18 protein-coding genes and 6 pseudogenes are annotated in these 25458 nt (G+C 59.2%); 7 read left to right on the top strand and 17 right to left on the bottom strand.

Annotated elements, in window-relative coordinates; translation table 11 throughout:
- Positions 1-13: 13 nt before the first annotated feature.
- From OKQ63_RS23070 to OKQ63_RS23040, 7 genes and pseudogenes are all read right to left on the bottom strand, one after another.
- Complete coding sequence (locus OKQ63_RS23070; RefSeq protein WP_264214390.1) at positions 14-607, bottom strand: NAD(P)H-dependent oxidoreductase; 594 nt, start codon at positions 605-607, stop codon at positions 14-16.
- Positions 608-621: 14 nt separating this feature from the next.
- Complete coding sequence (locus OKQ63_RS23065) at positions 622-1632, bottom strand: ABC transporter substrate-binding protein (RefSeq protein ID WP_264214389.1); 1011 nt, start codon at positions 1630-1632, stop codon at positions 622-624.
- Positions 1633-1653: 21 nt separating this feature from the next.
- Positions 1654-3018, bottom strand: coding sequence for an FAD-binding oxidoreductase (locus OKQ63_RS23060; protein WP_264214388.1), 1365 nt, complete (start codon positions 3016-3018; stop codon positions 1654-1656).
- The gene (locus OKQ63_RS23055) at positions 3015-4205 is read right to left on the bottom strand and encodes an amidohydrolase family protein (protein WP_264214387.1); all 1191 of its coding nucleotides are present in this window, start codon (positions 4203-4205) and stop codon (positions 3015-3017) included. Before OKQ63_RS23055 ends, OKQ63_RS23060 begins: the two co-directional genes overlap by 4 nt.
- Positions 4205-4993 (bottom strand): ABC transporter permease, encoded by a 789-nt coding sequence (locus OKQ63_RS23050; RefSeq protein WP_264214420.1) that lies wholly within the window; start codon positions 4991-4993, stop codon positions 4205-4207. The genes OKQ63_RS23055 and OKQ63_RS23050 overlap by 1 nt, the downstream gene beginning before the upstream one ends.
- A 55-nt stretch (positions 4994-5048) precedes the next feature.
- Positions 5049-5852, bottom strand: a pseudogene (locus OKQ63_RS23045) (ABC transporter ATP-binding protein).
- A 6-nt stretch (positions 5853-5858) separates the two neighbouring features.
- On the bottom strand, positions 5859-6659 hold the full coding sequence (locus OKQ63_RS23040) for a creatininase family protein (protein WP_264214386.1): 801 nt from the start codon (positions 6657-6659) through the stop codon (positions 5859-5861).
- 229 nt (positions 6660-6888) lie between these two features.
- Between OKQ63_RS23040 and OKQ63_RS23035 the strand changes: the two genes are divergently transcribed.
- Together OKQ63_RS23035 and OKQ63_RS23030 are read left to right on the top strand one after the other, a co-directional pair.
- Positions 6889-7848 carry a 2-hydroxyacid dehydrogenase gene (locus tag OKQ63_RS23035; protein ID WP_264214419.1) on the top strand — a complete coding sequence of 320 codons (960 nt, stop codon included), beginning with the start codon at positions 6889-6891 and terminating at the stop codon, positions 7846-7848.
- Between the two features lie 24 nt (positions 7849-7872).
- Complete coding sequence (locus tag OKQ63_RS23030; protein WP_264214385.1) at positions 7873-9075, top strand: NAD(P)/FAD-dependent oxidoreductase; 1203 nt, start codon at positions 7873-7875, stop codon at positions 9073-9075.
- A 56-nt stretch (positions 9076-9131) separates the two neighbouring features.
- On the opposite strand, the pseudogene OKQ63_RS23025 reads toward OKQ63_RS23030, so the two are convergent.
- A pseudogene (locus tag OKQ63_RS23025) lies at positions 9132-11504 on the bottom strand (thiamine pyrophosphate-binding protein).
- 144 nt (positions 11505-11648) lie between these two features.
- Between OKQ63_RS23025 and OKQ63_RS23020 the strand changes: the two are divergent.
- Both OKQ63_RS23020 and OKQ63_RS23015 read left to right on the top strand, forming a co-directional pair.
- On the top strand, positions 11649-12092 hold the full coding sequence (locus OKQ63_RS23020) for an Lrp/AsnC family transcriptional regulator (protein ID WP_264214384.1): 444 nt from the start codon (positions 11649-11651) through the stop codon (positions 12090-12092).
- 338 nt (positions 12093-12430) lie between these two features.
- A pseudogene (locus OKQ63_RS23015) lies at positions 12431-13444 on the top strand (IS256 family transposase); the annotation flags it as partial.
- 90 nt (positions 13445-13534) lie between these two features.
- Here the strand turns inward: OKQ63_RS23015 and OKQ63_RS23010 are convergent.
- Positions 13535-14756: pseudogene (locus OKQ63_RS23010) on the bottom strand (IS110 family RNA-guided transposase).
- 267 nt (positions 14757-15023) lie between these two features.
- On the opposite strand from OKQ63_RS23010, the pseudogene OKQ63_RS23005 reads away from it, so the two are divergent.
- The 3 genes and pseudogenes from OKQ63_RS23005 to OKQ63_RS26195 all read left to right on the top strand — a co-directional run.
- A pseudogene (locus OKQ63_RS23005) lies at positions 15024-15239 on the top strand (transposase); the annotation flags it as partial.
- A 179-nt stretch (positions 15240-15418) separates the two neighbouring features.
- Positions 15419-15967 (top strand): site-specific integrase, encoded by a 549-nt coding sequence (locus tag OKQ63_RS23000; protein WP_264214383.1) that lies wholly within the window; start codon positions 15419-15421, stop codon positions 15965-15967.
- 123 nt (positions 15968-16090) lie between these two features.
- Positions 16091-16378, top strand: coding sequence for a tyrosine-type recombinase/integrase (locus OKQ63_RS26195; protein WP_350356323.1), 288 nt, complete (start codon positions 16091-16093; stop codon positions 16376-16378).
- Positions 16379-16706: 328 nt separating this feature from the next.
- On the opposite strand, the gene OKQ63_RS22995 is transcribed toward OKQ63_RS26195, so the two are convergent.
- The 8 genes and pseudogenes from OKQ63_RS22995 to OKQ63_RS22960 all read right to left on the bottom strand — a co-directional run bounded on the left by OKQ63_RS22995 (position 16707) and on the right by OKQ63_RS22960 (position 25375).
- Positions 16707-17744, bottom strand: a complete 1038-nt coding sequence (locus OKQ63_RS22995) for an extracellular solute-binding protein (protein ID WP_264214382.1) — start codon at positions 17742-17744, stop codon at positions 16707-16709.
- 22 nt (positions 17745-17766) lie between these two features.
- Positions 17767-18576, bottom strand: coding sequence for an ABC transporter permease (locus OKQ63_RS22990; protein ID WP_264214381.1), 810 nt, complete (start codon positions 18574-18576; stop codon positions 17767-17769).
- Entirely contained in the window at positions 18576-19508 is a 933-nt protein-coding gene (locus OKQ63_RS22985) for an ABC transporter permease (protein WP_264214380.1), read from the bottom strand. The genes OKQ63_RS22990 and OKQ63_RS22985 overlap by 1 nt, the downstream gene beginning before the upstream one ends.
- Complete coding sequence (locus OKQ63_RS22980) at positions 19508-20587, bottom strand: ABC transporter ATP-binding protein (RefSeq protein ID WP_264214418.1); 1080 nt, start codon at positions 20585-20587, stop codon at positions 19508-19510. The genes OKQ63_RS22985 and OKQ63_RS22980 overlap by 1 nt, the downstream gene beginning before the upstream one ends.
- A 218-nt stretch (positions 20588-20805) precedes the next feature.
- A pseudogene (locus OKQ63_RS22975) lies at positions 20806-22263 on the bottom strand (aldehyde dehydrogenase family protein).
- Entirely contained in the window at positions 22263-23093 is an 831-nt protein-coding gene (locus tag OKQ63_RS22970) for an enoyl-CoA hydratase/isomerase family protein (RefSeq protein WP_264214379.1), read from the bottom strand. Before OKQ63_RS22970 ends, OKQ63_RS22975 begins: the two are co-directional and overlap by 1 nt.
- Entirely contained in the window at positions 23083-24777 is a 1695-nt protein-coding gene (locus OKQ63_RS22965; protein ID WP_264214378.1) for an AMP-binding protein, read from the bottom strand. The genes OKQ63_RS22970 and OKQ63_RS22965 overlap by 11 nt, the downstream gene beginning before the upstream one ends.
- Positions 24778-24835: 58 nt before the next feature.
- A complete protein-coding gene (locus OKQ63_RS22960) occupies positions 24836-25375 on the bottom strand; it encodes an OsmC family protein (protein WP_264214377.1) in 540 nt (179 codons plus the stop codon).
- Between the last annotated feature and the right edge of the window lie 83 nt (positions 25376-25458).

Below are 25458 nucleotides of genomic sequence, written 5' to 3'. Positions count from 1 at the left end.
CAGTTCACCTTACCTACAAACGCGCCAGCGTGCGGCTGACCCGTTTGAGAAATTTCGCCCGATCCCTGTCAGAGCGATGGTTCATATCATGTAACTGCAGCCAGCGCATGCGGCAGAGCGGGTGAAACAGCACCCGGTACCCGCGCGCCAGCATCGAACGGCCTGGGTCGCGGATCAGCCTCAACCACCACCATGGCGATCCGGAGGTTGTGATAACCGTGAAGCTCCTGATATTCTGGAGTTTTCCGCGGGCCCGCTTCTTTAAACCCTCAGGAATGTCGAACGCCACACCGGGCAGCCATACGCGTTCCAGCCACCCTTTCAGAATAGCCGGAGGGCCATACATCCAGGTCGGGTAGACCAACACCAGGGCTTCGGCCCATTTCATCGCCTCTACATGCGGGGACACCTTTTCGATCAACCGGCCGGTATCGGAGGCATAATCATTCCAGTCCTGAAGGCTGAGTACGGGATCAAACTTCGCGCGATACAGATCGATCACCTGCACATCATGACCATTCTGAACCAACGCCTCATTTGCAGCGGCCAATAGGGCGGCGCTGTAGCTTTCCTCACTGGGGTGAGCGAACACAATCAATACTCTCACGCCGCCCCCTTCCGTCAGCCGCCGGTCAGGCGGGACTTGATGTCAAGTCCATGCCCTTTGTTGACAAACCCCGTATCGGCCACTTTCGACAGCTCCACAGTGCCCTCTTCAATGATCCCGCTTTGCACAGCAAGGTCATGAAAGGCCTTGATGCGTGCATCGGTCATAGCGCCAATGCCCATTTCCAGCGCGTCGCCAGTGTCGATTATGCCCAGTTTTTCAAACTGCGCGATTTCCTTGTCGAGCTTTTCGGCTGTCATCTCGGGGTTGGCAGCGATGATGGCCTCATAGGCGGCGGTCCGGTCGCCGTAGAGAAAATTGTACCAGCCTTCGATCGACGCATCGATGAACCGCTGCACCAGCTCCGGATCCTCCTCGATCAGCTGCTGCCGGGTCTCGATAGTGGTGGAGTAGGTGTTCCAGCCATGGTCGGCAAGCAAGAAGGTATCGACCTCCGCACCCTGCGCCGCGGCATACAGCGGTTCCGCGGTGCCATAGGCCTGTTGCACCAGGTCCTTGTCTTCCAGAAACTGGGCCAGGTTGAAGCCGTAGGGGCGGATCTGCTCATCGCGGAACCCGTGGGCGTCAACCATCCATTGCCAGAAGCTGAACTGGCCATCTTTCGACACCAGGACGGTTGGCGCTTCCGTCAGGGCCGCAAAGTCAGCGTAATGGCCCTGATGCGCCATCACGGCCTGCGGGTCCTTTTGAAAGAAGGCCGCGACAACGGTGGTTGGAATGCCGTTGCGGACATTGTCGAAGGACAGCAGCAGATTACCCGCCATCAGAAAATCCAGGCGGCCCGCAGCCAGCATCGGCCTGTTGTTCATTTGCGGCCCGCCCATGCGGATTTCCACATCCAAGCCATATTTCTCGTAGGTGCCGTCGGCCAGCGCCTGGTAAAAGCCACCGTGACCGCCCTGCGCCAGCCAGTTGGTTCCGAAGACCACTTTGTCCGATGCCCATGACGCTCCTGCGACGACAGTAGCAGCCAGGGCTGCAAGTGCAGTTCTGAAGGTTTTCATGTTGGTTTTCCCTGTTTGGTTTCAGTCAACGCGGGCCATGTCCGCAGTCCAGCCCCGGGTTTTTCCCGGGTTCATCAACCCATATGGATCAGCTAGTTTTTTGAACTCGATCTGTGCCGTATCAATTTCCTTCATGCCGCCGTCTTCGATGGTGACGACATGCGGATCAAAGATCGTACACCCGTCCTTGTCCTCCAGCTCAGCAATCAACCGGTAAATTGCGTCCTTGCCGCGGTAACGCACCAGGGGCAGCGCAAAGATTTGAATCCGCCCGCCCATGCGCGCCATCTCGTGGTGCCAGAAAATTTCGTCGCCGTAACGCGCCATCTGGCGTTCCACCAGCTCAGGGTCGAAAGTTTGAGGATAGGCAACCTGTAGATAGGTCCAGCCTTTATCCACTTTCAGGGCCTGCAGGGTTGTGTGGTTCCATCCGCACTCATACGCCGGCTGAAGCCCCGCCGCGCGTATTTCGGGTTTTGTCTTGGCAAAGGAAATCCGGCCGCCCATTTCCTCCGCTTTGGCTGTAAAACGCGGCATTTCGCCAGGTGCAACCATCGCAAAAACCGCATCGCGGTCGGCGGGGAAGAGCTTTCCGAACTTGGTATAGTAGGGCGAAAACCGCCGCTCCACTGCGGTCAGGAGATAACAATCCAGCCCTTCTTCCTGGGCCGAGGCAGCAAAGCGCAAAGCCTCCCCGTAACCGTCGAACAGAGCTGCGGTGTGGATCCAATCCGTCGATTTCGTCAGAGCGAGCCCAACCTCGACGACAATTCCGTTTGTGCCATATGCGTGTTGGACCTTTTGGATTTCATCCCCCGTCAGCTCGATAAGCCGAGGGGTTGGTTCCACGGTAACCACTTTCAGATAGGTGACATTGCCAGGGTCACGCAGCATTCCATGGCGCAAGGAACCAATACCGCCGGACCCACCGGCAATGAACCCGCCAATGGTCGCCATCTGGCGGGTGGAAGGATACATGAGCAGTTCTTGCCCGGTCTCCCGGGCAGCATCATCAAGCCGCGAAATACGCGCTCCGGCTTGAACCTTCACATGCCCGTCAGTGATCTCCAGCACTTTGTCCAGGCGCGTCAAATCCATGATGACGCCGCCTTCCAACGGCACGCATTGGCCGTAGTTGCCGGTTCCGCCGCCACGCAGGGTAAGCGGAATCTTGTATTGCGCAACGGCGGCAGCGACTGCAATCACGTCCTCCACGCTCTGTGGAACCACCAGCAAATCACCGGTAACACCATCCAGTTGCTCATTCAGGATCGGGCTGTACCAGAAATAGTCGCGGGACCGGGCCGCCAGGAATTTGTCATCATCGTGGCAGCGGATGCCGCTGAGCGAAGCCCTGAAGGCCTCCCAGTCGTGCGAAGTGGTCATGTAAAGTCTCCTTGATGTTCTGCCAGAATCTGCCCGCCGCGCCAGATTTGGCGCGCAGCGCGAGGACGGCTGACCGCGTCATCCAAATCTGCCGCGGCAATCCTGATGAAGTCTGCGGGACCGCCTTCACGCAGGCGCATGCTCCGTCCTGTCCAATTGGCAGGGGCTTCGCTGATGGCATCAATCCAGTCACCTGGCGCAAGGTGGCCGGACAACACCGCAGTCCGGAAAACGTCGAACAAATCGTAGTCGCCATAGGGGTAGAAGGCGTCGCGCACATTGTCGGAACCAAACATGACCTTTATCCCGGCCGCGCGCGCTTCATGCAATGGGGCGAGCCCCCGCAGGCGGGGCGTTCTGCCCGGTTCCACATCCTGCAGGTAGGCATTGCATTCCGGCAGCACCGTCAGCCCGATACCGGCGTCGCCACCGCGGGATAGAAGCTCCGCTACTTCAGCAGGCTGGCGGACCGACAAGGCGCAGCCATGCCCGCAAAGCACCCTGCCCTGCATGTCTCTCTTGCGGGTTTCCGCAATGATCGCATCGATGCCGCACGCTTCCGGTTCAAGCCCCTCGTCGACATGGAAGTCCAGGTGCAAATCGCAGCGTTCGGCCAGATCGAAGACCTGCGCCACTTTGCTGGCCAGATCTGCATTGCGGTACACGAAGGCCCCAAGAACCCCGCCGCTTGCCTTGACCGCGGCGGCAATGGATTCTCCATGAACAACCAGATCGTCAAGCGGTGTCAGTGAAGCAAGCTCTACGTCAACTCGTCCGTGCCAGTCCTGCGCCAGCTCCGTCAGCACGTGCCACGCTTTCGGCGTCTGCGTGCCATGCCAATCCAGATGGCTGCGGATCAGCCCGGTGCCATTGGCGTAGGCGCGGGCAAGCGCCTTTCCGGCCCGTTCACGCAGGTCGGCATCGCTCCAATTCCTGGTATCGGCAGCCATCATCTCGATCGCATGGAAAAGGGACTCAGCACGCTGGGGCATCCGGCAAGATGTAAAAGTCTTGTCCAAATGCGTGTGAATATCCGCGAGCAAGGGCAGGATCACTCCACCACCGCTGGCCTGCGATGCGCGCAGGGTGGTTATCCGCCCTCCGGCAATGGACAGGTCCCAGCGCCCGGCACGCCCTGCCAGCCCTGCGCCTTCGATGGTTTTGATCCCATAGTCCCGCATCGGCATCACCGTTCCCGCTTGATTTCGCTTTCGTGCCAGTGCCCAAGCACCGCACGCGACAGCCAGGATGTCGCCAGGAAAATGATGATCCCCAGAACCGACACCAGAAACAGCGCTGCAAACATCCTGGGAATCTCGTTGCGGAAGCTCGACTCGAGAATGCGCGACGCCAGCCCTGTGTTTTGGCCTGCGGTGCCCGCAACGAATTCGGCGACAACTGCACCGATCAGCGCCAATCCTCCTGCGATTTTCAGGGCCGCCATGAAATATGGCAGCGCCGAAGGGATCAGCAGGTAGCGGAGTCTTTGCCAGGGCGTTGCTTGGTAGAGGCGGAACATATCGCGCAGGTTGTGGTCCACGCTGCGCAGGCCAATCGCCGTATTCGACAGGATCGGGAAGAAGGCGACGATCCAGGCGCAGATCAGCAAGGCCCAGAACGTGCTCTCCACATAGATCAGGATAAGCGGCGCAATCGCGACGACCGGTGTAACCTGAAGGATCACCGCAAAGGGAAACAAGCTTATCTCCACAGTCCGGGACAGCGCGAACAGCATGCCAAGCAACACGCCGCCGGCAATCGCGAGCGACAAGGACAGCAGGGTCAGCTTGACCGTGAACCAGGCGCTTTGCGCCAGAGTTGCCCAGTCCTTGATCAGTGTTTCGGCAATGAGGCTGGGTGCAGGTATCAGGTAATGCGGCACATCATTGTACCAGACCAGGAATTCCCACAGTCCCAGCGCCGCAAGAATGGAGGCAACTGGCATGATGATGCGCAGGTTGCGTTCACGCTGCATCTGCTGAAGGGCCGGATCGGCAGGTTTCACTGCCTTTGCGCCTTGGGTCTTCCGCTCAATGGTTGATGTCGACATGGTCCATGGTCCCTTCCAAAGCATTGCTTACCAAGCGGCAGTTCTCGGCATATTCAGCGGTGGTCCTGTACTCTCCGGTCCGCGGATATCCTCCGGGCAGGGGAATATCGTGAACAACGCGCCCCGGGCGCGCAGCCATCACAATCACCCGGTTTGACAGGTAGACAGACTCGAATACCGAGTGGGTCACAAAAATCACCGTCAGCCCCTGCGACTTCCACAGTTCCAGCACATCGTTGTTCAGCTTGAACCGGGTCATCTCGTCCAGAGCCGCAAAAGGCTCATCCATGAGCAGCAGTTTGGGCTTCGTCACCATAGCCCGCGCAATCGACACCCGCATTTTCATGCCGCCCGACAATTGCCGCGGGTAGGACTCCGAAAATTTCGCCAGCCCGACCATCTCCAGCGCTTCACGCACACGCGGCGCCGCCTCGTTGCGGCTGAGGCCATGCAGCTTCAGCGGCAGGTAGACATTGTCGGACACCGTTGCCTAGGGCATCAGCGTCGCTTCCTGAAAGACGTAGCCGACGTCGTTACCGTCAATGCTTTGGCCCGCAGGGTGGCCATTGACCGAGATCGCTCCGGAGGACACCGACAGGAGACCCGAGATCATCTTCAAAGCCGTGCTTTTGCCGCAGCCCGACGGTCCCAGGAAGCTTACAAATTCGCCTTCCCGGATTTGCAGGGACATACCCTTCACGGCCGTGACGTTGTTTCCAAACCGTTTGTCGACATTCGACATCTCAATTTGGACAGGAGCTTCCGGGAGAATTTTCTGTTCCATCATGGGTTACCACTCCGGCTTGCCATCAAGCCACGCCAGCGGCAGGCTATCGATTTCAAAAAAGGCCGAGACGAGGCGCTCAACCGCGTAGTCCAGTGTCGCTTTGCCCTTTTCGGCAGTCGCCAAATGAGCCTCGCCGCATGCGCCGGATTTATTGAGGTCCTGGGTTTTCCAGGCGGGCTTGGCCCCCTGACTCAATCCCAAATGGCGGAAACGCTCGGAAAGCTCCTGGCCATTCGACCGGAAGTCCCGCGCAGCGGACATGTTCACATTTGCCGGATCCAGGGCCAGCATCACCGACGTTTCCATGTCGCCTGCGTGGATCCCATGTGACCGCTCGGCCTCCGAATAGAGACCATCCGGCATTCCAAACCCGAACCAATTGGCCGAGAACGCCATCATGCCGTGGTGAATCCTTAGCTCGCGCGCGGCAATGTCCATCACCGGAATGTTGCCGCCATGCCCATTGAGGAACACGAGCTTGCGCACGCCGGACCTCGCCACACTGGCCCCGGTTTCGACCAGAACTTTGATCAACGTTTCCGGAGAAAGCGTCAGCGTTCCCGGGAAATCGACGTGCTCATTGCTCTTGCAGACGGCTTGAGGCGGCAGGAACAGAACCGGCGCGCTGTCCGGCAGGCGAGCTGCCAAGCGCGACACGACACCGTTGACGGTACAGGTGTCGACGGACATCGGAAGATGCGGCCCGTGCTGTTCGATTGCGCCAATTGGCAGAACGGCAATCAGGCGTTCTCTGTCGAGTTCTGCAAACTCCCGGCTGGAGTAATCGGCCCAGAATCGCTTCATCTGCGGCCTCTCTGACTGTCGCGGCACAGGGTCGGACAAAAAGTTTCAATCATTGCGCTCTCCTCCCATCTTCAGTTGAACAAAATCATAGCAATCGGTCAAACTATTTGGTAAGTTTTTTTAACATCTTTAAAACACTCTTGTTTTCCCTCTGTATCTCCGCTCATACCGGCGAATCGCCGTTGCCCGAGGGTGAATGCTGGGACATGAAACAAAAGGAGGAGAACCGATGCGGCCGCGGCTGCTTATCACACGCCCCGTTCCCAGAGCGGTTCTTGAGAGAGCCAGAAGCTTGTTCAACACTGACATGCGCGCAGACACAGGCCGAACGGATGGCGGCTTCCTGCAAATGGCACTATCCGACTATGATGCAGTCATTCCCTCGTTAGGGGATGATTTTTCGAGCGATGTGTTTGCAAACGCACCAAACATCCGGTGCCGGATCCTGGCCAACTTTGGCGCTGGAACCGATCATATCAGCCTCTCTTCGGCACAAACCGCTGGGATAGCCGTAACTAACACCCCTGGCGCAGTGACTGAACCGACAGCAGATCTTGCTATGGCACTCCTCCTTATGAGTGCGCGCAGAGCGGTCGAAGGCGATCGCTTGGTACGCTCCGGAAACTGGGAAGGATGGCACCCAGTTCAGATGCTTGGACAGCACATCTGCGGTAAGACGCTGGGCGTCATCGGGATGGGAAGGATCGGCCAGGCAATAGCGCGCAGAGCGCATTTTGGCTTCGGCATGAACGTCATATTCCACAACCGCTCGCCGCGGACCGTGGAAGGCCTGCCTGCTCGGCAGAAGAAACTGGCCGAAGTTCTTGAGGCGGCAGATTTTGTCGTCATTGCAGTTCCAGGAGGAGCAAGAACACGGCATTTGATAAATCCAGCCCGCCTGGCCCGCATGAAATCAACAGCGCATCTGATCAACGTCTCCAGAGGAGAGGTGGTTTCCGAAGCTGCACTGATCTGGGCTTTGAAACGCGGAAAAATCGCAGGCGCCGGCCTTGATGTCTATGAGCATGAACCGGTGATACCGGAAGAGCTTCGGTCCTTAGAAAACACAGTCCTGCTGCCTCACCTTGGAACCGCCACGGAAGAGGCACGAATAAGTATGGGCATGACCGCCTTGGACAACCTCGAAGCGTTTTTCGAGCGGCGGGAACCGCCACACCTCGTGGCTTGAACGAATATTGGGAGGGAGCTCATCTTGAAACATACGGTAATTGTGGGCGCTGGACAGGCTGGAGCCTCTCTGGCAGCAAAATTGCGCAATCTTGACTATGGCGGTCAAATCACACTGATCGGTGATGAACCCGCGCTGCCGTACCAACGTCCTCCCCTGTCCAAAAAATACCTGCTGGGAGAAATGGAACTAGAAAGGCTCTATTTGCGCCCTGAACGGTTCTACAAGGAAAACGATATCAGGATCGTTCGCGGCAAGCATGTCTCAGCAATTGATCGCGAAACCTGTAAGCTGGAGTTGCACGGGGAAACTCTAGCATACGACCAGCTCGCCTTGACAACCGGGGCCTCGCCCAGAGCTCTTCCCAAAGCGGTTGGAGGAGACCAGGACGGTGTCTATGCAATTAGAACTCTTAGGGATATTGACCGCATTGCTCCCGAGTTCAAACCCGGCCGGCGGGTACTGATTGTAGGCGGCGGCTACATTGGTCTGGAAGCGGCTGCCGTGGCCGCCAAACTGGGACTGAACGTTACCCTGATTGAAACGGCTGACCGGATACTTCAGAGAGTGGCGTCGCGAGAGACGTCGGAATACTTCCGCAATCTGCATGCGGAGCATGGCGTGACAATACTCGAAAATGTCGGATTGCAGCGCCTTCTTGGCGGAGAGACTATAGAAGCTTTGCTGACCAACGGCTCCACCAAAGAGGTCGATTTCGTAATCGCTGGCATTGGCGTCATCCCCAATGATCAGCTGGCTTTTGCCGCCGGTGTTCATTGCGACAACGGAATTTTGGTTGACAGCCATGGGCGAACCAGCGACCCGAGGATTTGGGCTGCAGGTGACTGTACAACGTTTGAATACCGCAGCGACCTCATCCGTTTGGAAAGCGTGCAGAACGCTGTCGACCAAGCAGAAACAATAGCGGCAAATATCATGGGTGCGGGGGAACGCTACACTCCGAAACCGTGGTTCTGGTCAGACCAGTACGATGTTAAACTTCAGATTGCCGGTCTCAACTCCGGCTACGACCAGGTCGTTGTCAGGCGAGGTTCTTCGACACGCACGTGTTCTCATTGGTATTTTAGAGATGGAAATCTGCTGGCAGTGGATGCCATGAATGACCCGCGAAATTACATGATCGGAAAACGCTTGATCGAGGCGAATTCCTCACCTGCCCCTGAGCAAGTGGCAGACAGTGGCTTTGAACTGAAAAGCTTACTATAATAAGGCAGCAGCCCTCTAATCGATAGAAGAGGGCTGCCAGTCAGCTCAGCACGTTTTCAGGCTGCGAAATGGGGCACCGTGCGCCCCGCAGTCAAGCCATTCACCTTTTTGCACTATGGCTTCCGCCTCAATGCCAAAGTGCCGGTAGAGATCGCCAATGGTGCCGGTCTGGCCGAAATGCTCGACACCCAGCGGGATGGTCTGGTGGCCGGCCACCGAGCCGAGCCAGGACAGGGTGGCCGGGTGGCCGTCGATGACCGTGACAATCTTGCAATGCGGCGGCAAGTCCTGCATCAGCCGTTCCACATGCGATTGGGCCGACGCATTGCCGCGGGCGCGGGCGCGCTGCGCGGCGGTCCAGCCTGCGTTCAGCCGGTCTGCAGAAGTGACGGCCAGCACGCCGATGTCACGGCGCCCTTCGCCGATCATCCCGGCGGCCTTGATGGCTTCGGGTGCCACGGCGCCCTGATAGGCGATTACCACCTCGCAGTTCGGTCCTGGCTTGCGCAGCCAGTAGGCGCCGTCGATGGCGCCTTGGCGGAAGGTGTCGTCTTGGCGCTGGCCGGGCTGTTCAACCGGGTTGGTGGTGAGCCGCAGGTAGACCGAGCCGCCGGTCTCATCTCGCAGCCAGGTGCGCTCGTCCGGGTCGCCGTCGCCATCGCGCTGCATGTAGTCAAAGGCCCATTCCATGATCACCGCCAGCTCATCGGCGAAGGCCGGTTCAAAGGCCGCCAGCCCGTCCTGGCTCATGCCGATCAGCGGCGTCCCGATGGACTGATGCGCACCGCCTTCCGGCGCCAGGGTCACGCCCGAGGGCGTGCCCACGATCATGAAGCGCGCATCCTGGTAGCAGGCATAGTTCAGCGCATCGAGGCCGCGGCAGACGAAGGGGTCGTAGACCGTGCCGATGGGGATCAGCCGCTTGCCGAACAGGCTGTGCGACAGGCCCGCGGCGCCCAGAAGCAGGAACAGGTTCATCTCGGCAATGCCCAGCTCGACATGCTGACCGTTGGGGTGAACTCCCATTTGGCGGTCGAGGGGATGCGGTGCTCGATGAAGGCATCCGCCATTTCCTTGCGGGCAAAGAGCTTGCGACGGTTGACCCAGGGCCCAAGGCTGGTGGTACCGGTCACATCCGGCGAGGTGGTCATGATCCGCGCGGCCAGATCGCTGCTACCTTTGGCGAGATCGTCGAGGATTTTGCCGAACGCCATCTGGGTCGAGACTTCCCGGTCGGAACTGAAGGTGACCGGGGGCACCGGCAGCTTATCGTCGCAGTAGCGGCGGATACCTTTGGAAAAGAACGGAGCTTCGGCCAGGAAGGATTTCAGCGCGGACACATCGCTAACGGTGGCCAACGGGTCCCATTCCGCACCCTTTTCCACCCCCATATGCTCCTGCCACTCGGTAAACTGGGTCGAGTTCATCAGACCGCCGTGGTTGTCCTTGTGGCCCGCAATCGGCGTGCCCCAGCCCTTGACCGTATAGGCGAGGAAGCAGGCGGGCCGGTCGTGATCAATAGCCGCAAAGGTGTCCGCCATGGTCTCAACGCAGTTGCCGCCGAGGTTTTCCATCAGTTCGGCGAGCTCCGCGTCGCTGCGCCGCTCGATCAGTGCGGAGACATCACCCTGGTCGCCCAGATCGTCCAGCAGACGCTTGCGCCAGACCGCGCCGCCCATGAAAGTAAGCGCCGAATATTCCTGGTTCGGGCAGGCGTCGATCCAGCCCCGCAGCTTATCGCCGCCGGGCTCTGCAAAGGCGGCCCGCTGCAGCGCGCCGTATTTCACCCGCACGACGTCCCAGCCGAAGGCGTCAAAGATCTTCTCAATCCGCTCGAACAGCCCTTCGCGCACGATACCGTCGAGCGACTGGCGGTTATAGTCGATGATCCACCAGCAATTGCGCAGATCGTTTTTCCAGCCTTCCTGCAGGGTTTCATAGATGTTTCCCTCGTCCAGTTCGGCGTCGCCCACCAGCGCCACCATCCGGCCCATCGGCGCGCCATCGCCCCAGGACTTAGCCGCGATGTAGTCCTGCACGAGCGAGGCAAAGGAGGTGATGGCCACGCCAAGCCCGACCGAGCCAGTGGAGAAGTCCACATCGTCCACATCCTTGGTGCGGCTCGGGTAGCTTTGCACCCCGCCATAGCCACGGAAGTTCTCCATCTTCTCGCGGGTCTGGTTGCCCATCAGGTACTGGATTGCGTGAAACACCGGCGAGGCATGGGGTTTCACCGCCACCCGGTCCTCGGGCCGCAGCGCCGAGAAATAGAGCGCTGTCATGATCGACACCATCGAAGCGGAGCTGGCCTGGTGGCCGCCGGTCTTGATCCCGTCGGCCTTGGGGCGGACGTGGTTGGCGTGGTGGATCATCCAGTGCGACAGCCACAGAAGCCGCTGCTCTATGGTCTTCAGATGTGTGGTAGTCATTCCTTCCTCCCGCAAAAGTCCTTGGTGAGCATAATCAAGCGCATGGAGTGGAACCTTGCGATTACGCTCATGTTTTGGTCTTAATTGAGTGGATGCCTCCACACTTCAGGGGATGTGAATTGGATTCCACTCAGATTGACCGCTATGAAGATCAGATCCTCCGTATTCTTTGCAGGGAGGGGGCGAATCTCCATTCAGGAGCTCAGTGAAGGTATAGGCCTTAGCCCGACTCCTGTAGCTCGCCGGATCAGACATCTTGAAGAACGGGGAATTATCACAGGCTACACCGCGCTTATCGACGAAGCCGCGCTCGGTTTTGAGGTTTCCGTGTTTGTCTCAGTTCAACTGGACAAACAGATCGACAAAGCGCTCGAGGAATTTGAGGCGGCGGTGAAACTGATGCCAGAAGTGGTGGATTGTTGGCTTATGACCGGCAACCGCGACTATCTTCTGCGGATCGCAACACGAAGCCTCTCCACCTTCGAAACGTTCCTGACAGGGAAGCTGACCAAGATTTCAGGCGTTTCAAACATCGAGAGTTCGATACCAATCCGGCGTGTGAAGATGGGAATTGCCCGCACCCCATGAAGTCAGCCTTGCAAAAGCAGCTAAGGCAATGCGGTGCTCTCGGGATACGCTGCAGTAAATCGCCCGCCCAGCACTGTAACGCCCTCTCAAAATAGCTGGCGCCCCCAAAAGAGGGCGCCTTCATGGTGCAGGTTACCCTCCTCACCCCGCTGATCCTGTCATCTCTCAAGCCGCGCAAGAGCAGTGTCCCAACGGTTGGTGTAACTCCCGCCGGTAGCGCGGGCTGAGCGGAGCCTTTGGGTAGCGAAGCGAGGCCCGCGCGGGCCGCTTGGCGGCCACGGTTGTTCTTCGGCTAAGGTTTGGTTTGCCGACCTGACCTATGACCGAGGAGATCAACCATGACCAAGGACAGCCTATCAGAGACAGCGGCCTTGCGCGCGCTTTTGTCTGAGACATCTGACACCAACCTGCTTGCCGAGATGCTCGGGTTCGTCGCCGACCGTCTCATGGCGCTGGATGTCGATCGGCTCTGCGGCGCCGGGGCGCACGAACGCAGCGTCGAACGGGTGAACCGGCGCAACGGATACCGCTCCAGAGCCTGGGAGACGCGCGCCGGGACGGTCGACGTGAAGATCCCGAAGCTGCGCAAGGGCAGCTATTTTCCCGAGTTCCTTGAGCCGCGCCGGGCGGCGGAAAAGGCGATGACGGCGGTCATTCAGGAGGCCTATGTCCAAGGCCTGTCGACGCGCTCGGTGGACGACTTGGTCAAGGCGATGGGCATGACCGGGGTGTCGAAGAGCCAAGTCAGCCGCCTGTGCGGCGAGATCGACGAACAGGTTGATGCGTTCCTGACCCGTCCGCTGGAAGGCGAATGGCCCTACCTGTGGCTCGACGCCACCTACATCAAGGTGCGTCGCTCTGGCCGGATCGTCAGCGTCGCGGCCATAGTGGCTGTCGCTGTCAACCTGGACGGCCGCCGCGAAGTTCTGGGCATCGCCGTCCAGCCCAGCGAGGCGGAGGTCTTCTGGGACGAATTCCTGCGTTCTCTCGCCGATCGAGGCCTGCGCGGAACCCGTCTGATCATCGCCGACGACCACAAGGGGCTGAAGGCCGCCGCGGCCAAGGTGCTCGGTGCCACCGTTCAGCGCTGCCGCGTCCATTTCATGCGAAATGCGCTGGCCTGCGTCGGCAAGAAGGACCGCCCGATCGTCACCGCCGCGCTCAAAACCGCCTTCGACCAGGACACGCTCACGGCATCGAAAGAGCACTGGGCCAAATTGACCGACGCGTTCGAACCGCGCCATTCCAAGCTCGCCGAGCTGATGCGCCGCGCCGAGGACGACGTCTTGGCCTACAAGAGCTTCCCCAAGGAACACTGGGCGAAAATCCACAGCACGGATGAGATCGACAAGACATTTTCTGCCGGATTCCTCTAATCTTCGGCAGTGCGGTCGACCTCGGGGCGAAGCGTGGCGTGTCGGCTGGAAGCGTCACCGGGCGGCCTATTCAGTCCCTGCCGGTTTGAGGCGGCCGCACACCTCTGCCCTCTCCGGAGGACGCGTCCGCCACGCGGCAACGAAGTGCTCATAGCTCTTTCCGCTTGCTCAGCGATCTTGGCTTCCTGGTGGCGCAACTCCTTCACATTGTAGGCATAGGTTGCACCACGCCGATTGCCCTTCTTCTGCGGCTGACCGGCCGCCAGTTCCATGGCAAGGCACTTGTGGGCGACCAGGCTGGGTCGGGCCCAGCGATAGTCCTCGCCTTTCGTCAGCATATACCAGCACAGCGTGGCGAGCTTGCGCGCCACGGCAACGGCGGCGATCTGATGTCCGCGCCGCGACCGGATGCGGATGAAATAGGCCCGCAGCGGACCCGGCGCTTTCGCCGCGGCCCAGGCCGCCTCGACCAGCATGGCGCGGGCATGGCTGCGTCCGGCCTTGCTGATCCGGCCATGGTGGGCAGGCCCCAGACCGGATTGGCGCACACGCGGGTTCAGCCCGAAATAGCTCACCAGTTTCTGCGGCGACTTGAACCGCTCGATGCTGCCGATCGCCGCCATCAGCCCCGCGGCGACCGCCAGATTGACCCCGGTGATTGTCAGGAGGCGCTGAATTTCTTCGTCGTCCAAGGAGTCCTCGGCGATGTCGCGGTCGAGTTGGGCAAGGTCTTCTCGAGCCGGTCAAGCTCGCGGATATGACGCGCGATGGCGGCGCGTTCGTCCTCCGGCACCGGCTGGCGGGTCAGCCAGTCGCGGCCGCGCGTGTTGAAGAGATCGGCATGCGGGCATTTCGGGATCAGATGCGCGTGCAGGATGGCATGCACCTCGTTCTTGATCCGGGTCCGGTGCCGGACAACCTGATAGCGGCGCGCCACCAGTCTGCGCATCCGTTCCGTCGCCGCATCCGGGGTCCAGATTTCCGGCAGGTAGCCGGCCGCATGCAGGCTGGACAGCGTGCCGGCGTCGACCTTGTCGGTCTTCACATGGGCATGGGCGATCGCCTTGACCTGAAGCGGATTGGCAATCACCACCCGTTTCACATGGGGCGATAGAACCCGGGACACCGCCATGCAGTTTCCGGTCGCCTCGATCACCACCTCGTCCGTCTTCTTCAGTTGCCGGCCGAAGCCCTCCAGGGCCGTGCGTGTCATCTCGACCCGGCCTTCGTGCCGGGTCAGACCATTCTCCCAGATAACCACCTCCCCAAAGGTGCGGTGGATATCGATGCCGATCACGCGTCGCATGCGTGCCTCCCTTGCCAGTGACAAAAAAGCGGGAGCGGCGGGCGACACGACAACTACGGATTCGCGCTCTCGGCGCAACCGGGCGAGTCGCAGAGGCGGCCAGCTACTAACTCGAGCTCTCGGCTCATGCTGTAAGAACGGCCTGCCCGCACCTTCGTGCTCCCAGTGCCTCTGTCCCGGATGCTCGCAGCATACACCCTGATCCGAGAATCGGGGCCGAACATCGGCACCAGGATCTTCATACCGGTTACCAACCCAATCGAACGCCTGAATAAGGAGATCAAGCGCCGGACCAACGTGGTCGGAATCTTTCCCAACGAGGCCGCGGTCACGCGCCTGGTTGGCGCACTGATGCTGGAGCAAAACGATGAGTGGGCGATCACGCGGCGCTACATGACACTGGAAACCGTCGCTGCCATTTGCGACACTACACCCATGGACCCGGCGACTATCGCCGCCCTGTAACTGCGGCCAAGCCAAGGCCGAGGAGCAAAGTTACACCATTTCCCGGGACACTATCCGCGCAAGAAGGAATACGTGCTTCATCATGCACAGTGCGACGGCCTGGCCCTGCGAGTCCAGCCCGGCGGCGCCAAGTCCTGGTCTGCTGGCAGCAGGACGCGGGGAAAACCCGGCGTGTCACCTTGGGGCGTTTTGAGGACATGGAAATCTGCGAGGCACGCGAAGCCTTCCATGCGCACAGAGGCACAGGACAGCGACCCCCTGCCCCGGAGCAGCGAAACACGCTCACCTTCTCGGCGCTCTGCACCGCCTCCCTGAATGCCAAGCACGGGGTCTATGTCAATTCCACGCTTTCCTCACTGGGCTACTATCTGAATACGCAGCTTCTGCCCGCTTTTAGCCGGAGTAAAATTACGCGGATCACAGCCGAATGGTTCTATGCCTATTCCCGTTCGCGGCCGGGCGGGGCCAACCAGGCGCTTGGGCACTTCACGACAATTCTGAATTGGGGCCGGGAAGCAGGCCACCTTCTGGCGGACTTGCCCAAGCCGGCAGCGCCAATGCGTTTCAACCTGCGCTTGGCGCGCTGGCGCATGCTGAGCAGCAACCAGCTCCGGCAGCTGGCCGCCGTGCTGAACTCCGCAACCTCCAGGCAGAGTGACGCTGCGGATGCGATTTGGCTGATGCTGCTAACTGGCTGCCACTCAGGCGAAATCCTGCGGTTGAGATGAGGCGAAGTCCGGAAAGACAAGCTCGCCCTCCGGCGCACCAAGACGGGCCCACGCGTAGTCAACCTGAGCGATGCAGCAATCCAGCACCTTGACCGGCTGCGCAAACACAGCCGGTCAAATTAAATATTCCCGGCCCTGCGTACAAAGAAGCCGAACCGCACGTCAGTCGATCATGCTTGGCAAACGTTTAAGAATCTGGCTGACTTGCCCGCAGGAATCCGGTTGCATGATCTCCGCGACTCATACACTTCGCATGCCATCATGTCGGGCGAAACCCTCCACATGACAGACAAGCTGCTTGTCCACAGGTCACCGGGCAGCACCGAGCGTTACGCGCACCTCGACGCCGGATTTCTAGAAAGAGCTGCGGACAAAGTGGCCCACAAGATAGACGGGCTGTTGGGCCGCTAAAGGCGACAGCGCAGGTGCGGCGGAAACGTCTGCAGTGGTCGTAGGCTGGCAAGTAATCTTCTGCCAGAGCTTGGAGTACTTTGCTCAGGTTGCGGCCTGCCGCAGTTGATTCAGCTTCCGCTGGACCGCTACCTATCAGCGATCCACTTGCGGCCACTGACACCGACAAGATCGCCGTGTGGACTTGGTGGAACCAAGGGCACGTGCAATATCGGAAAAATCATGCTTTTCAGACGGACAGACTGCCGGAGGAATTTAGTTCCTCGCCAACTCCACCGGTAACGAGTAGCGGGCACCGCTTTGATCCGCGGTCCCCGATTTCATGGTGTTATTTCCTGAGATTAGTCCATATCTGGTCATAAACAGCCTGTGTCTCGGCGTCGCAGACCTTCACGAAGTGGCCTTCACCATCTTCCGGTGCATTGAGTTCCGGCATTTCACGCAGTTCATCCGAGACATGCTCTTTGGCACCTTTTACGCCGGATTCGTAACGCGCATAGTCGCTGACTGCGGCGATGTTTTCGGGTAAAAGCAAGAAATCCATGAACTTCAGCGCGTTCTCGCGGTTTGGCGCATCCTTCAGCAGCACAACGTTGTCCATCCAGACGATATAGCCATCGTCGGGGAATGCATATTCAATATTGGCGCCTTCGATGCGCGCCCGCGCGCCGAATCCGTTCCAGATCATGCTGGTGGCAACATCACCCGAAACCAGGATATCCTTGGTGGTGTCCGAATTGAACGAGACCCAATGCTGTTTCGCCGACTGGAGCAAATCGTTGAGCGCTTTCAACTGTTCGCGGTCATTGCTGCACTGCGGAATGTCCAGATAGAACGACGCCAAAGCCAGCACATCGTTCTGTGCATCCAGCATGTTGATCTTTCCGCTCAACTCCTGCGGCGGGTCGAAAAGTATCGACAGCTGATCGATATCACCCTGGAAAACGTCGCGATTGACTGAAAAGCTTGTGGTCCCCCACTGGTAAGGGATCGAACTCTTCCGCCCCTGATCGAAATCGACATTCAACCATTTGTCGGCGATATTGCCGAAGTTTTCCAGCTCATCGGGAGTGAAATTGTCCAGAAGATCCTGGTTCGCGAGGATCTCGACCATGTAGTCGCCCGGAACCGCGAGATCGTAGGTGCCGATGGCGCCGGCCTTGAGCGACGCCAGCAGTGCCTCGTTCGAATCAAAAGTATCCATGACAACCTTGATCCCGGTCTCGCTGGTAAACTTTTCCAGCAATTCTTGCGGAATGTATTCGAACCAGTGATACAGGACGACCTGATCCTCGGCGCTGGCCGCCGAGCTGACAGCGCCGGTCAAGGCTGCTACTGCCAGGCAGTGTTTAAGCGTTTGTTTCATCTTATTTTTCCTCCCTATGGATTTATTTGCTGCTGTCGAGTTTGCTTAAGATGTACGAGAGTGAGACGAGGACAATCGAGAAGCCTAGCAGCATGGTCGAGATCGCCATGATGTTTGGCTTAATCCCTTGTTTAACCGCACCGAAGATTGCCGTAGGGAGGGTTTCTACACCGGCGCCCTTCACGAAATTAGTGATCAGGAAGTCATCCATCGAGATGATGAAGGCGAGCAGGAAACCCGAGATGATACCCGGCATCATCAGTGGAAGGAGGATCCGGCGGAACGCTTGGAAACGCGAGGCATAGAGATCCAGCGCTGCCATCTCGAAGTTATCCTCCACACCCTGCATCCTCGCCGCAATCGGCATGTAGGCAAACGGGATGCAGAACGCGATATGTGCTATGATGATCGTCATGTGGCCCCGGCTGAAGCCGATTGCGTTGAAGAAAATCAGCGTTGCGACAGCGGTGACGATCTCGGGCACCATTAGCGGCAGGCTGACGAGGCCGAGGGAAAACCGGCGCGCCCGGTATTCTCCGCTCCGGATGATCGCCATGGCGGCCAGGAAAGCGATGACCGTGGCGCAGCTTGCCGCGATGATGGCGATCGAAAGCGAGTTCCACGCCGCGACCTTGAACTTTTCGGATTCCGGCCCGGTAAACACATCGACGTACCAGCGTAAGCTGAAACCGTCCCAGCTTGTGATCGAGCTCGAGGCGTTGAAGGAGTAGATACCAACGATCACCAACGGAGCGTAAAGCACCAGAAGGCAAAGCAAAGTGATGCTCAGAAAGCCCGGATAGCGCCGGACATCATTTTTCACAGAACTCATCATCCCTCTCCTTCGGCACTGGCCCGCGCCTGGCGGCGGGCGGCTACGATCAACACAATCAAAACCATGGTCAGCAGGATCATCGACGCCGCCGCGCCGAACGGCCAATCGCCGGCCTGTCCTTTGAATTGGTCTTCAATGAGCGAGCCGATCATGAAGTTGCGTGCTCCGCCAAGTAGATCGGGCGCCAAGAACGACCCCAGCGAAGGGACAAAGACCAGGATGCATCCCGCCATCACTCCCGGCTTCACTACCGGCAGGATGACACGCCGCAGCGCGACCCAGCGGCTGGCATACAGATCTGCCGCCGCTTCGGACAGGCGATGGTCGTATTGTTCAATCGCCGCGTAGATCGGCAGCACCATAAACGGCAGGTAGCTGTAGAATAGGCCAAGCTGCACCGCGATGTCCGTGTTGACTATGGTCAGCGGCTGGTCGGTGATTCCGGCCGACATCAGGAACGCGTTCAGAGGCCCTTGGTCGCGCAGCAGAAACTTCATTGAGACCGTTCTGATCAGCAGGTTCACCCAGTAGGGAATGGTAATCAGAAACACCCAGAGCGCACGGGTATTCTGCGGCCGCGTGGCGATGAAATACGCGGTCGGAAAACCGATAAGCAGGCTGATCACAGTGGCGATTGCAGCTTGCAGGATCGAACGCCCGTAAATGGTCATATACGTCCACTCGATTCGTGGCGCTTCATCTCCAAACAGCCCGCGGTCGAAAAAGAACTTGTCGTAAGCCGCCAGGTTGAATTCCCAAACGACACCGCCGCGAAACTCCTTTGTAAGAAATGAGTAGATCAGCATGATACACAGCGGACCGACGACCACGATCAAAAGGACCAGCCAGGATGGAGCGAGAAGCCAGTGACGCGTGCCGGCATAGGTTTCGGATTTGACGCCGCTGCCGCTTGTTGCACCCCCGGCCATCAGTCGACGAGGAGGCGCACCGCCCCCATCTCCATGTTGACGAAAACCGATGCACCCGGTTCGAATATCCGCTTGTTGCCACGCTCCGAATTGGACGTGCGCACGATAAAGTCCGGCCCTTGATCAAGCTTAATGATCGTCGACAGGTCAGTCCCGATAAAGATGTTTTCCTTGACGGTTCCTTTCAGGCTTTCCGACGCCGCGGGCGCGTCGGAAGTGAACAGCCGTTCGGGTCGGATTGACATATGCACACGTGAACCTGGATTGATTTCGTCGACCGCGTTGCAGGTGATTTCGTGGCCGCCATCCAGATGGCAGATGGCCCGCCCATTCAAGATCTGGTCGACCGTTACTTCCAAAAGATTGGTCTCGCCGATGAAGTCTGCAACGAACATGTTGCGCGGCCGTTCATAGATGTCTCGCGCATCGCCCAGTTGCTGCAGTTCACCCGCGGACATCACTGCGATCCGGTCGGACATGGTGAGCGCCTCCTCCTGGTCATGGGTGACGAAGATGAAGGTGATGCCAGTCTCCCGCTGAAGGTGCTTCAACTCGATCTGCATCGCCTTTCTCAGCTTGAGATCCAGCGCGGAAAGCGGTTCGTCGAGAAGCAGCACCTTCGGTGCAGGCGCGAGAGCCCGCGCCAAGGCGACACGCTGTTGCTGACCGCCGGAGAGCCGAGAGGGTTTTCGCGATGCAAATTGCGCCAGTTGGACAAGCTCGAGCATTTCACCACCCCGGCGGCGGGCTTCCGCCTTCGAGACGCCTCGCATTTCCAGCCCGAAACAGACGTTGTCCAGAACGCTCATATGCGGAAACAAGGCATAGTTCTGGAACACGGTGTTCACCGGACGTTTGTCGGGTGGCAAGTTGTCGATCTCGTCTCCGAAAAGGTAGATCTCTCCTTCTGTGACCTCTTCGAAACCTGCGATCATTCGCAAGAGCGTGGTCTTGCCGCAGCCAGACGGACCAAGCAGCGTGAAGAACTCGTTATCTTTGATCGAAAGGGAAATTTTCTTCAAAGCGGTGAAATTGCCGTAGCGTTTCACCGCGTCGCGAACATCAATTGCAATTGGCATGTCAGTGCTTCTTTCGCTTATTGCAATGGGTTCGCCGCAGCGTTTCACCGAGTCGCGGACATCGATAGCAATTTGTGCGTCTGTGTTCATTTTTCTCCCCTTCGAACCGGTTCCTACTGATTTCTTTAGAGTGACCGGTCTGCTGTGATCAGATTATCATCTGCTCAATCCCTGCCGGAATACCCCCCCGAGGGTCATACTAGAGCGCAATCCACGCCTCAGGCCGTCCACCCCACGATGCCTTTGATTTCTGTGAAATCATCAAGAGCGAAATCGGCATATTCACGACCGTTGCCGGACTGCTTGTAGCCCCCGAAAGGCGCTGCACTGTCCCAATCTGGGTAGTTTAGATAGATCGTTCCGGCACGCAGTTGCTCGGCGACACGCCGCGCGCTGTCGAGATCTGCCGATTGTACATAACCGGCCAGACCGTAGGGAGTATCGTTGGCCATCTCGATGGCCTCCTCTTCCGTCTCGTAAGTCAGGATCGACAGGACAGGGCCGAAGATTTCCTCGCGCGCGATGGTCATCTGCGGGGTTACATCGGCAAAGACGGTCGGACGCACGTAGTAGCCACAGTTAAGACCTTCGGGTCGGCCTGGACCGCCAAAGAGCAGGGTTGCACCATCGGATATCCCGGTTTCAATCAGTGACTGGATCTTGTTGAACTGCACGTCGCTGACCACAGGTCCGAGGTTTGTATCCGGATCGTCGGGCGAACCGACGATGAAGTTTCGGGCCGCAGCGATAGCCAGGTCGGCGACCTCGTCGCGCCGGGCCTGCGGAATGAACATGCGGGTGGGCGCGTTGCATGACTGACCGGAATTTCCGAAACAGGCGGCGACCCCTTCGGAGACAGCGGTCGGGGAAATCCGCGTCCGGCAACAGGATGTTGGCTGATTTTCCACCCAGTTCCTGATGGACCCGCTTAATTGTCGGTGCGGCTGCTTGGGCCACGAGTACACCGGCCGCGCGTGGACCCGGTAAAGCTGACCATGTCAACCTCGGGATGCGCAGAGAGCGGCGCACCTACCTCCGGTCCGTCACCATTGATTAGGTTGAAGACACCTTTCGGCGTGCCGGCAGCATCCATAATCTCGGCAAAGATCAGGCCCGATAGTGGTGAAACCTCGCTTGGCTTCAGCACCATTGTGCAGCCCGCAGCAATCGCCGGAGCGACCTTGCAAGCGATCTGGTTCATCGGCCAGTTCCATGGGGTGATCATCGCAACAACCCCTACGGGTTCGCGCATCACCCGCGTACCCGCTCGGTCATGCACCCACTCATAGCCGTCCATCGTCTTCAGCATCTGCTTGAAATGCAACGTGCCCATCAGCGCCTGAGGTGCCTTCGCAAACTCAATCGGCGCGCCCATCTCCTGCGACATCGCCGCCGCCAGATCGTCGCTGCGGCGCTCGTATTCGGCAATGATACGTTCCAGCAATGCACGCCGTTCGGCCACCGACGTCGCCGCAAAGGCGGGGAAACGCCCTGCGCGCAGCGCTGACCGCGGCCTCGACATCCTCAGCCCCGCCCATGGCAATCTCGGCGAACGGCTCTTCGGTGGCTGGGTTGATTACCGGCAATGTTGCGTTTGTTCTCGGCGCAACCCAAGCCCCATCGATATAGAACTTCTTCGCATGCATTGGTCTCGTCCTCCCGCTGCTATTCAGCATTAAGTCAGCGCACCATAGCGCTTGTCGCGGTAGTCCAGTGCCTTGCGCAGTCCCTCGGAGCGGACCAGTTCCACGAACTGCGCTTTTTCCGGAGCTTCCGCGGCATTGAGCGTTGCCGCCAAGTCGAGATTGACGTTTACCGCATTGCGCAGCCCCATCGCCTCGTAGGCGCGGGTCAGCGCCGTCTTGGTCAGACGCAAAGTCACCATCGGTGTCAGCGCGATCTTCTGTGCCAGTTTCTGAACCACTTCCTCAAGCTCACCCAGTGCAACGACGCGGTTGATCATACCCACGCGCTCGGCCTCGGCAGCTTCGATCGTGTCGCCGGTCAAAAGCAGTTCCATCGTCTTTTTCTGGCCGAGGACGAAGGGCATAAGAAGAGTGACGGGGCCCGAGCCGAAGCGAATTTCCGGCTCACCGAATTTCGCGCGGTCGGTTGCAATGATCATGTCACAGGCCATGGCCAACTCGCAGGCGCCCGCCAGGCACCAGCCGTCTACTGCCCCGATCGTCGGTTTGGTCGAGGACCAGACCGCCATCGACAGTCCGACATTGTTGGTCAGCCCCGCGTGCCAATCCTCCGGCCGGGACAGGCCCATCTCGACCTCTTGAGCGATATCATAGCCGACCGAGAAATTTCCGTTGGCACCAGTGATTACGATAACTTTCACCGCATCGTCTTTTTCGAATGCCTCAACTTGGGCGCGCGCTGCGGCGACCAGTTCGGCAGAGAGGGCGTTGATCTTCTTCGGGCGGTTAAGCGTGATCCAGCCGATGCCGTCGCGGACTTCTCTCAGCAGGATATCGTCTTGTGAAACATCAGTTTTCATGTGTCGTCTCCGGTTGTTCGTTGATTTGAGTCGGCAAGGTTTCAGAGGATGCGCGCTGAATATTCAGCGCGCCCGTTTCGTGCAGCCGGCGCAAAACGGCCTTGTCCGGTTTGCCTAGCCCCGTAAGAGGTATTGACGGCACCACAGCCCAGCAGTCAGGTACCCACCAAGAGGGCACCAGCTCCCGCAATCCTTTTCGGCAGGCAGCAATATCCGGCGATGCGCCGCTTTTGCAGACCACGACCGCAAGCGGCCGTTCTTGGAAACGCTCATCCGGCATCGCGATCACGGCAGCGTCGAGAATACCGGTTAGGTTGCGTAGGGCATTTTCGAGCACCGGGGCCGCGATCCACTCGCCACCGGACTTGATCGCGTCCTTCAGCCGGTCGGTCAGGGTCAGGCGCCCAAGCCTGTCGATGGTTCCGATATCGCCGGTTTTCAGCCATTCTCCGTCAAATGCCTCTGCGGCCTCGATCCCGTGGTAGCATCGCGCCACGCAGGCGCCGCGGATCTGAATTTCCCCCGCTTGTCCGTTGCCTGGTTCCACAGCTGCGCCATCGGCGGTTACGACGCGCAGTTCCAGCCCGGGCATGGGATAGCCGACGGGGGGCTGGCTTTTTGCACCGGTATCAGCCGTGTGACGGCGCACGCGCCCCAGAACCGACATGGAGGAAGTCTCCGTCATCCCCCATGCCTGAATGATTTCGATCTGCCTCTCAGTCATGCCGGCAACAAGAGAGTCCGGGATGATCGCCCCTCCCGTCGCTAACCTGGAGAGGGACCTGAATCGCGCGGCCCCGGACGTATCGCGCAGCCGCAACAGGTCAGTCCAGATGGTCGGAACGCCAGCAGCGATGGTCACGCCATAGTCCTCGATCAAGGTGTCGAGCGCGGCAGCGCTGAAATCCGACCCCGGCAGCACGAGGCTGGTGCCAGCCATGACGGCGGCGTATGGCAAGCCCCAACCGTTCACATGAAAGAACGGCACCGCCGGTAGCAAGGTATCACGGCGCGACAGGCCCAGAGAGTTGGCGCTGGTTAGGCTCAGGGCCTGCAGCCAGACCGACCGGTGCGAATAAACAACGGTCTTTGGCCGGCCAGTCGTACCTCCGGTTTGACAGATCGTCGCCGCAGACGTCTCCTCGGGGTCCGTCAGCGCATCTGCTGCCGGCATGGGTACATCCGCCAGGAATTCTTCGTAGGACATGGTTTCGACTGGTAGGCCTTTGGCGGGAGCGACCGGTCCCTTTCCGGTAATCAGGACAAGACGCACCTGACTGCCTGCCAGCATCGGGGCAAGTTGCTCGTACCGCTCTAGATAGCCACGGCTTACGATCAGAACACTGTCACCGATCTCGCGAACGTCTTCCGCGAGGTCACCGTCGTGCATGCGGACATTCAAGGGATGCAGGACCATGCCGCGCGCCGGCACACCGAGATAGGCTTCGAAATGTTCGACCTCTGCATTGCATAGCGTGGCGACAACCGCACCCGGACCGACCCCGCGCGCGGCTAAACCGGCCCCGAGCCGCGCGGCCCGGACTGCGGTATCCCGCACCGTCGTCCGGTGTCTTCCACCTTCGCTCTCATATGTCAGCTCGGCGTTGCAACCGTACTTCAGCGCCTGTCGCAAGAGTTGCGCGACGCCCAGGTTCCCGTGCTGCATTGTGCTTTGAATGCCCATCTCATTTTCCTAGGTTAGAACCCGTCTGACCGCGACGGCCGGACGGGTCCGGTCACGTTCAGGCGATGATTTTCAGGGCACCGTTGATCGGGATCCCATTCTTGACGGTCATCGCGTTCGGGCTGAATTCCACCGCGGCCTTGGCGACCTCTTCCAAGTCCGATTCATTGCCGTCGCAATCGACTTCGATCTGGTAGTCGAGCCCCTGCATCTTGACTTGGGCGTCATCGCCAATGTTCATGAAACCGGCAAGGTCGAGGCTGCCCGACATGTTCAGCTTCAGCGACCGCAGCTCAATGCCCTTAGCCGCCGCGTTAACCACGAAGCCGACCATGATGCACGCGCCGACGCCGGACATGAGGAATTCCTGCGGGGTCGGCGCACTCGCCTCGCCCAAAAGCTCGTTCGGTTCGTCAACAATCCAGCTGAATTCGCGGTCGATCTTCTGCGACCCGATTTGCATGCCGGTGGTTTCGGCCTTCATCTTAACGCCGCCCATCCAGGTCATCGCCAGCCTGTAGGTGGTGATCCCTTCAGGGCGGTTTGCCGCCACCGCTGTTCTCGCCTCGCCGAGCGCTTTGAGATCGATACCGTTCATTGAGTTTCTCCATTTTTTACTACTGGTAATTATTTCAGGCCTTCGCGAACGCGCGGCTAGTTCAGGTGTCGGACATCCTCACG

The sequence above is a fragment of the Leisingera thetidis genome (assembly GCF_025857195.1).
GTDB classification, from domain to species: Bacteria; Pseudomonadota; Alphaproteobacteria; order Rhodobacterales; family Rhodobacteraceae; genus Leisingera; species Leisingera thetidis.
The sequence above is the reverse complement of the archived record's forward strand: the minus strand, read 5'-3'. Positions and strand labels throughout refer to the sequence as shown.

Coding starts and splice junctions, on each gene's coding strand:
- OKQ63_RS23050 (WP_264214420.1), bottom strand. CDS start 4,993: ATGCAGCGTGAACGCAACCTGCGCATCATCATGCCAGTTGCCTCCATT.
- OKQ63_RS23060 (WP_264214388.1), bottom strand. CDS start 3,018: ATGACCACTTCGCACGACTGGGAGGCCTTCAGGGCTTCGCTCAGCGGC.
- OKQ63_RS22960 (WP_264214377.1), bottom strand. CDS start 25,375: ATGAACGGTATCGATCTCAAAGCGCTCGGCGAGGCGAGAACAGCGGTG.
- OKQ63_RS22980 (WP_264214418.1), bottom strand. CDS start 20,587: ATGCCAATTGCAATTGATGTTCGCGACGCGGTGAAACGCTACGGCAAT.
- OKQ63_RS22995 (WP_264214382.1), bottom strand. CDS start 17,744: ATGAAACAAACGCTTAAACACTGCCTGGCAGTAGCAGCCTTGACCGGC.
- OKQ63_RS22970 (WP_264214379.1), bottom strand. CDS start 23,093: ATGAAAACTGATGTTTCACAAGACGATATCCTGCTGAGAGAAGTCCGC.
- OKQ63_RS22965 (WP_264214378.1), bottom strand. CDS start 24,777: ATGGGCATTCAAAGCACAATGCAGCACGGGAACCTGGGCGTCGCGCAA.
- OKQ63_RS23065 (WP_264214389.1), bottom strand. CDS start 1,632: ATGAAAACCTTCAGAACTGCACTTGCAGCCCTGGCTGCTACTGTCGTC.
- OKQ63_RS23020 (WP_264214384.1), top strand. CDS start 11,649: ATGAAGATCAGATCCTCCGTATTCTTTGCAGGGAGGGGGCGAATCTCC.
- OKQ63_RS22985 (WP_264214380.1), bottom strand. CDS start 19,508: ATGGCCGGGGGTGCAACAAGCGGCAGCGGCGTCAAATCCGAAACCTAT.
- OKQ63_RS23055 (WP_264214387.1), bottom strand. CDS start 4,205: ATGCCGATGCGGGACTATGGGATCAAAACCATCGAAGGCGCAGGGCTG.
- OKQ63_RS23040 (WP_264214386.1), bottom strand. CDS start 6,659: ATGAAGCGATTCTGGGCCGATTACTCCAGCCGGGAGTTTGCAGAACTC.
- OKQ63_RS22990 (WP_264214381.1), bottom strand. CDS start 18,576: ATGAGTTCTGTGAAAAATGATGTCCGGCGCTATCCGGGCTTTCTGAGC.
- OKQ63_RS23035 (WP_264214419.1), top strand. CDS start 6,889: ATGCGGCCGCGGCTGCTTATCACACGCCCCGTTCCCAGAGCGGTTCTT.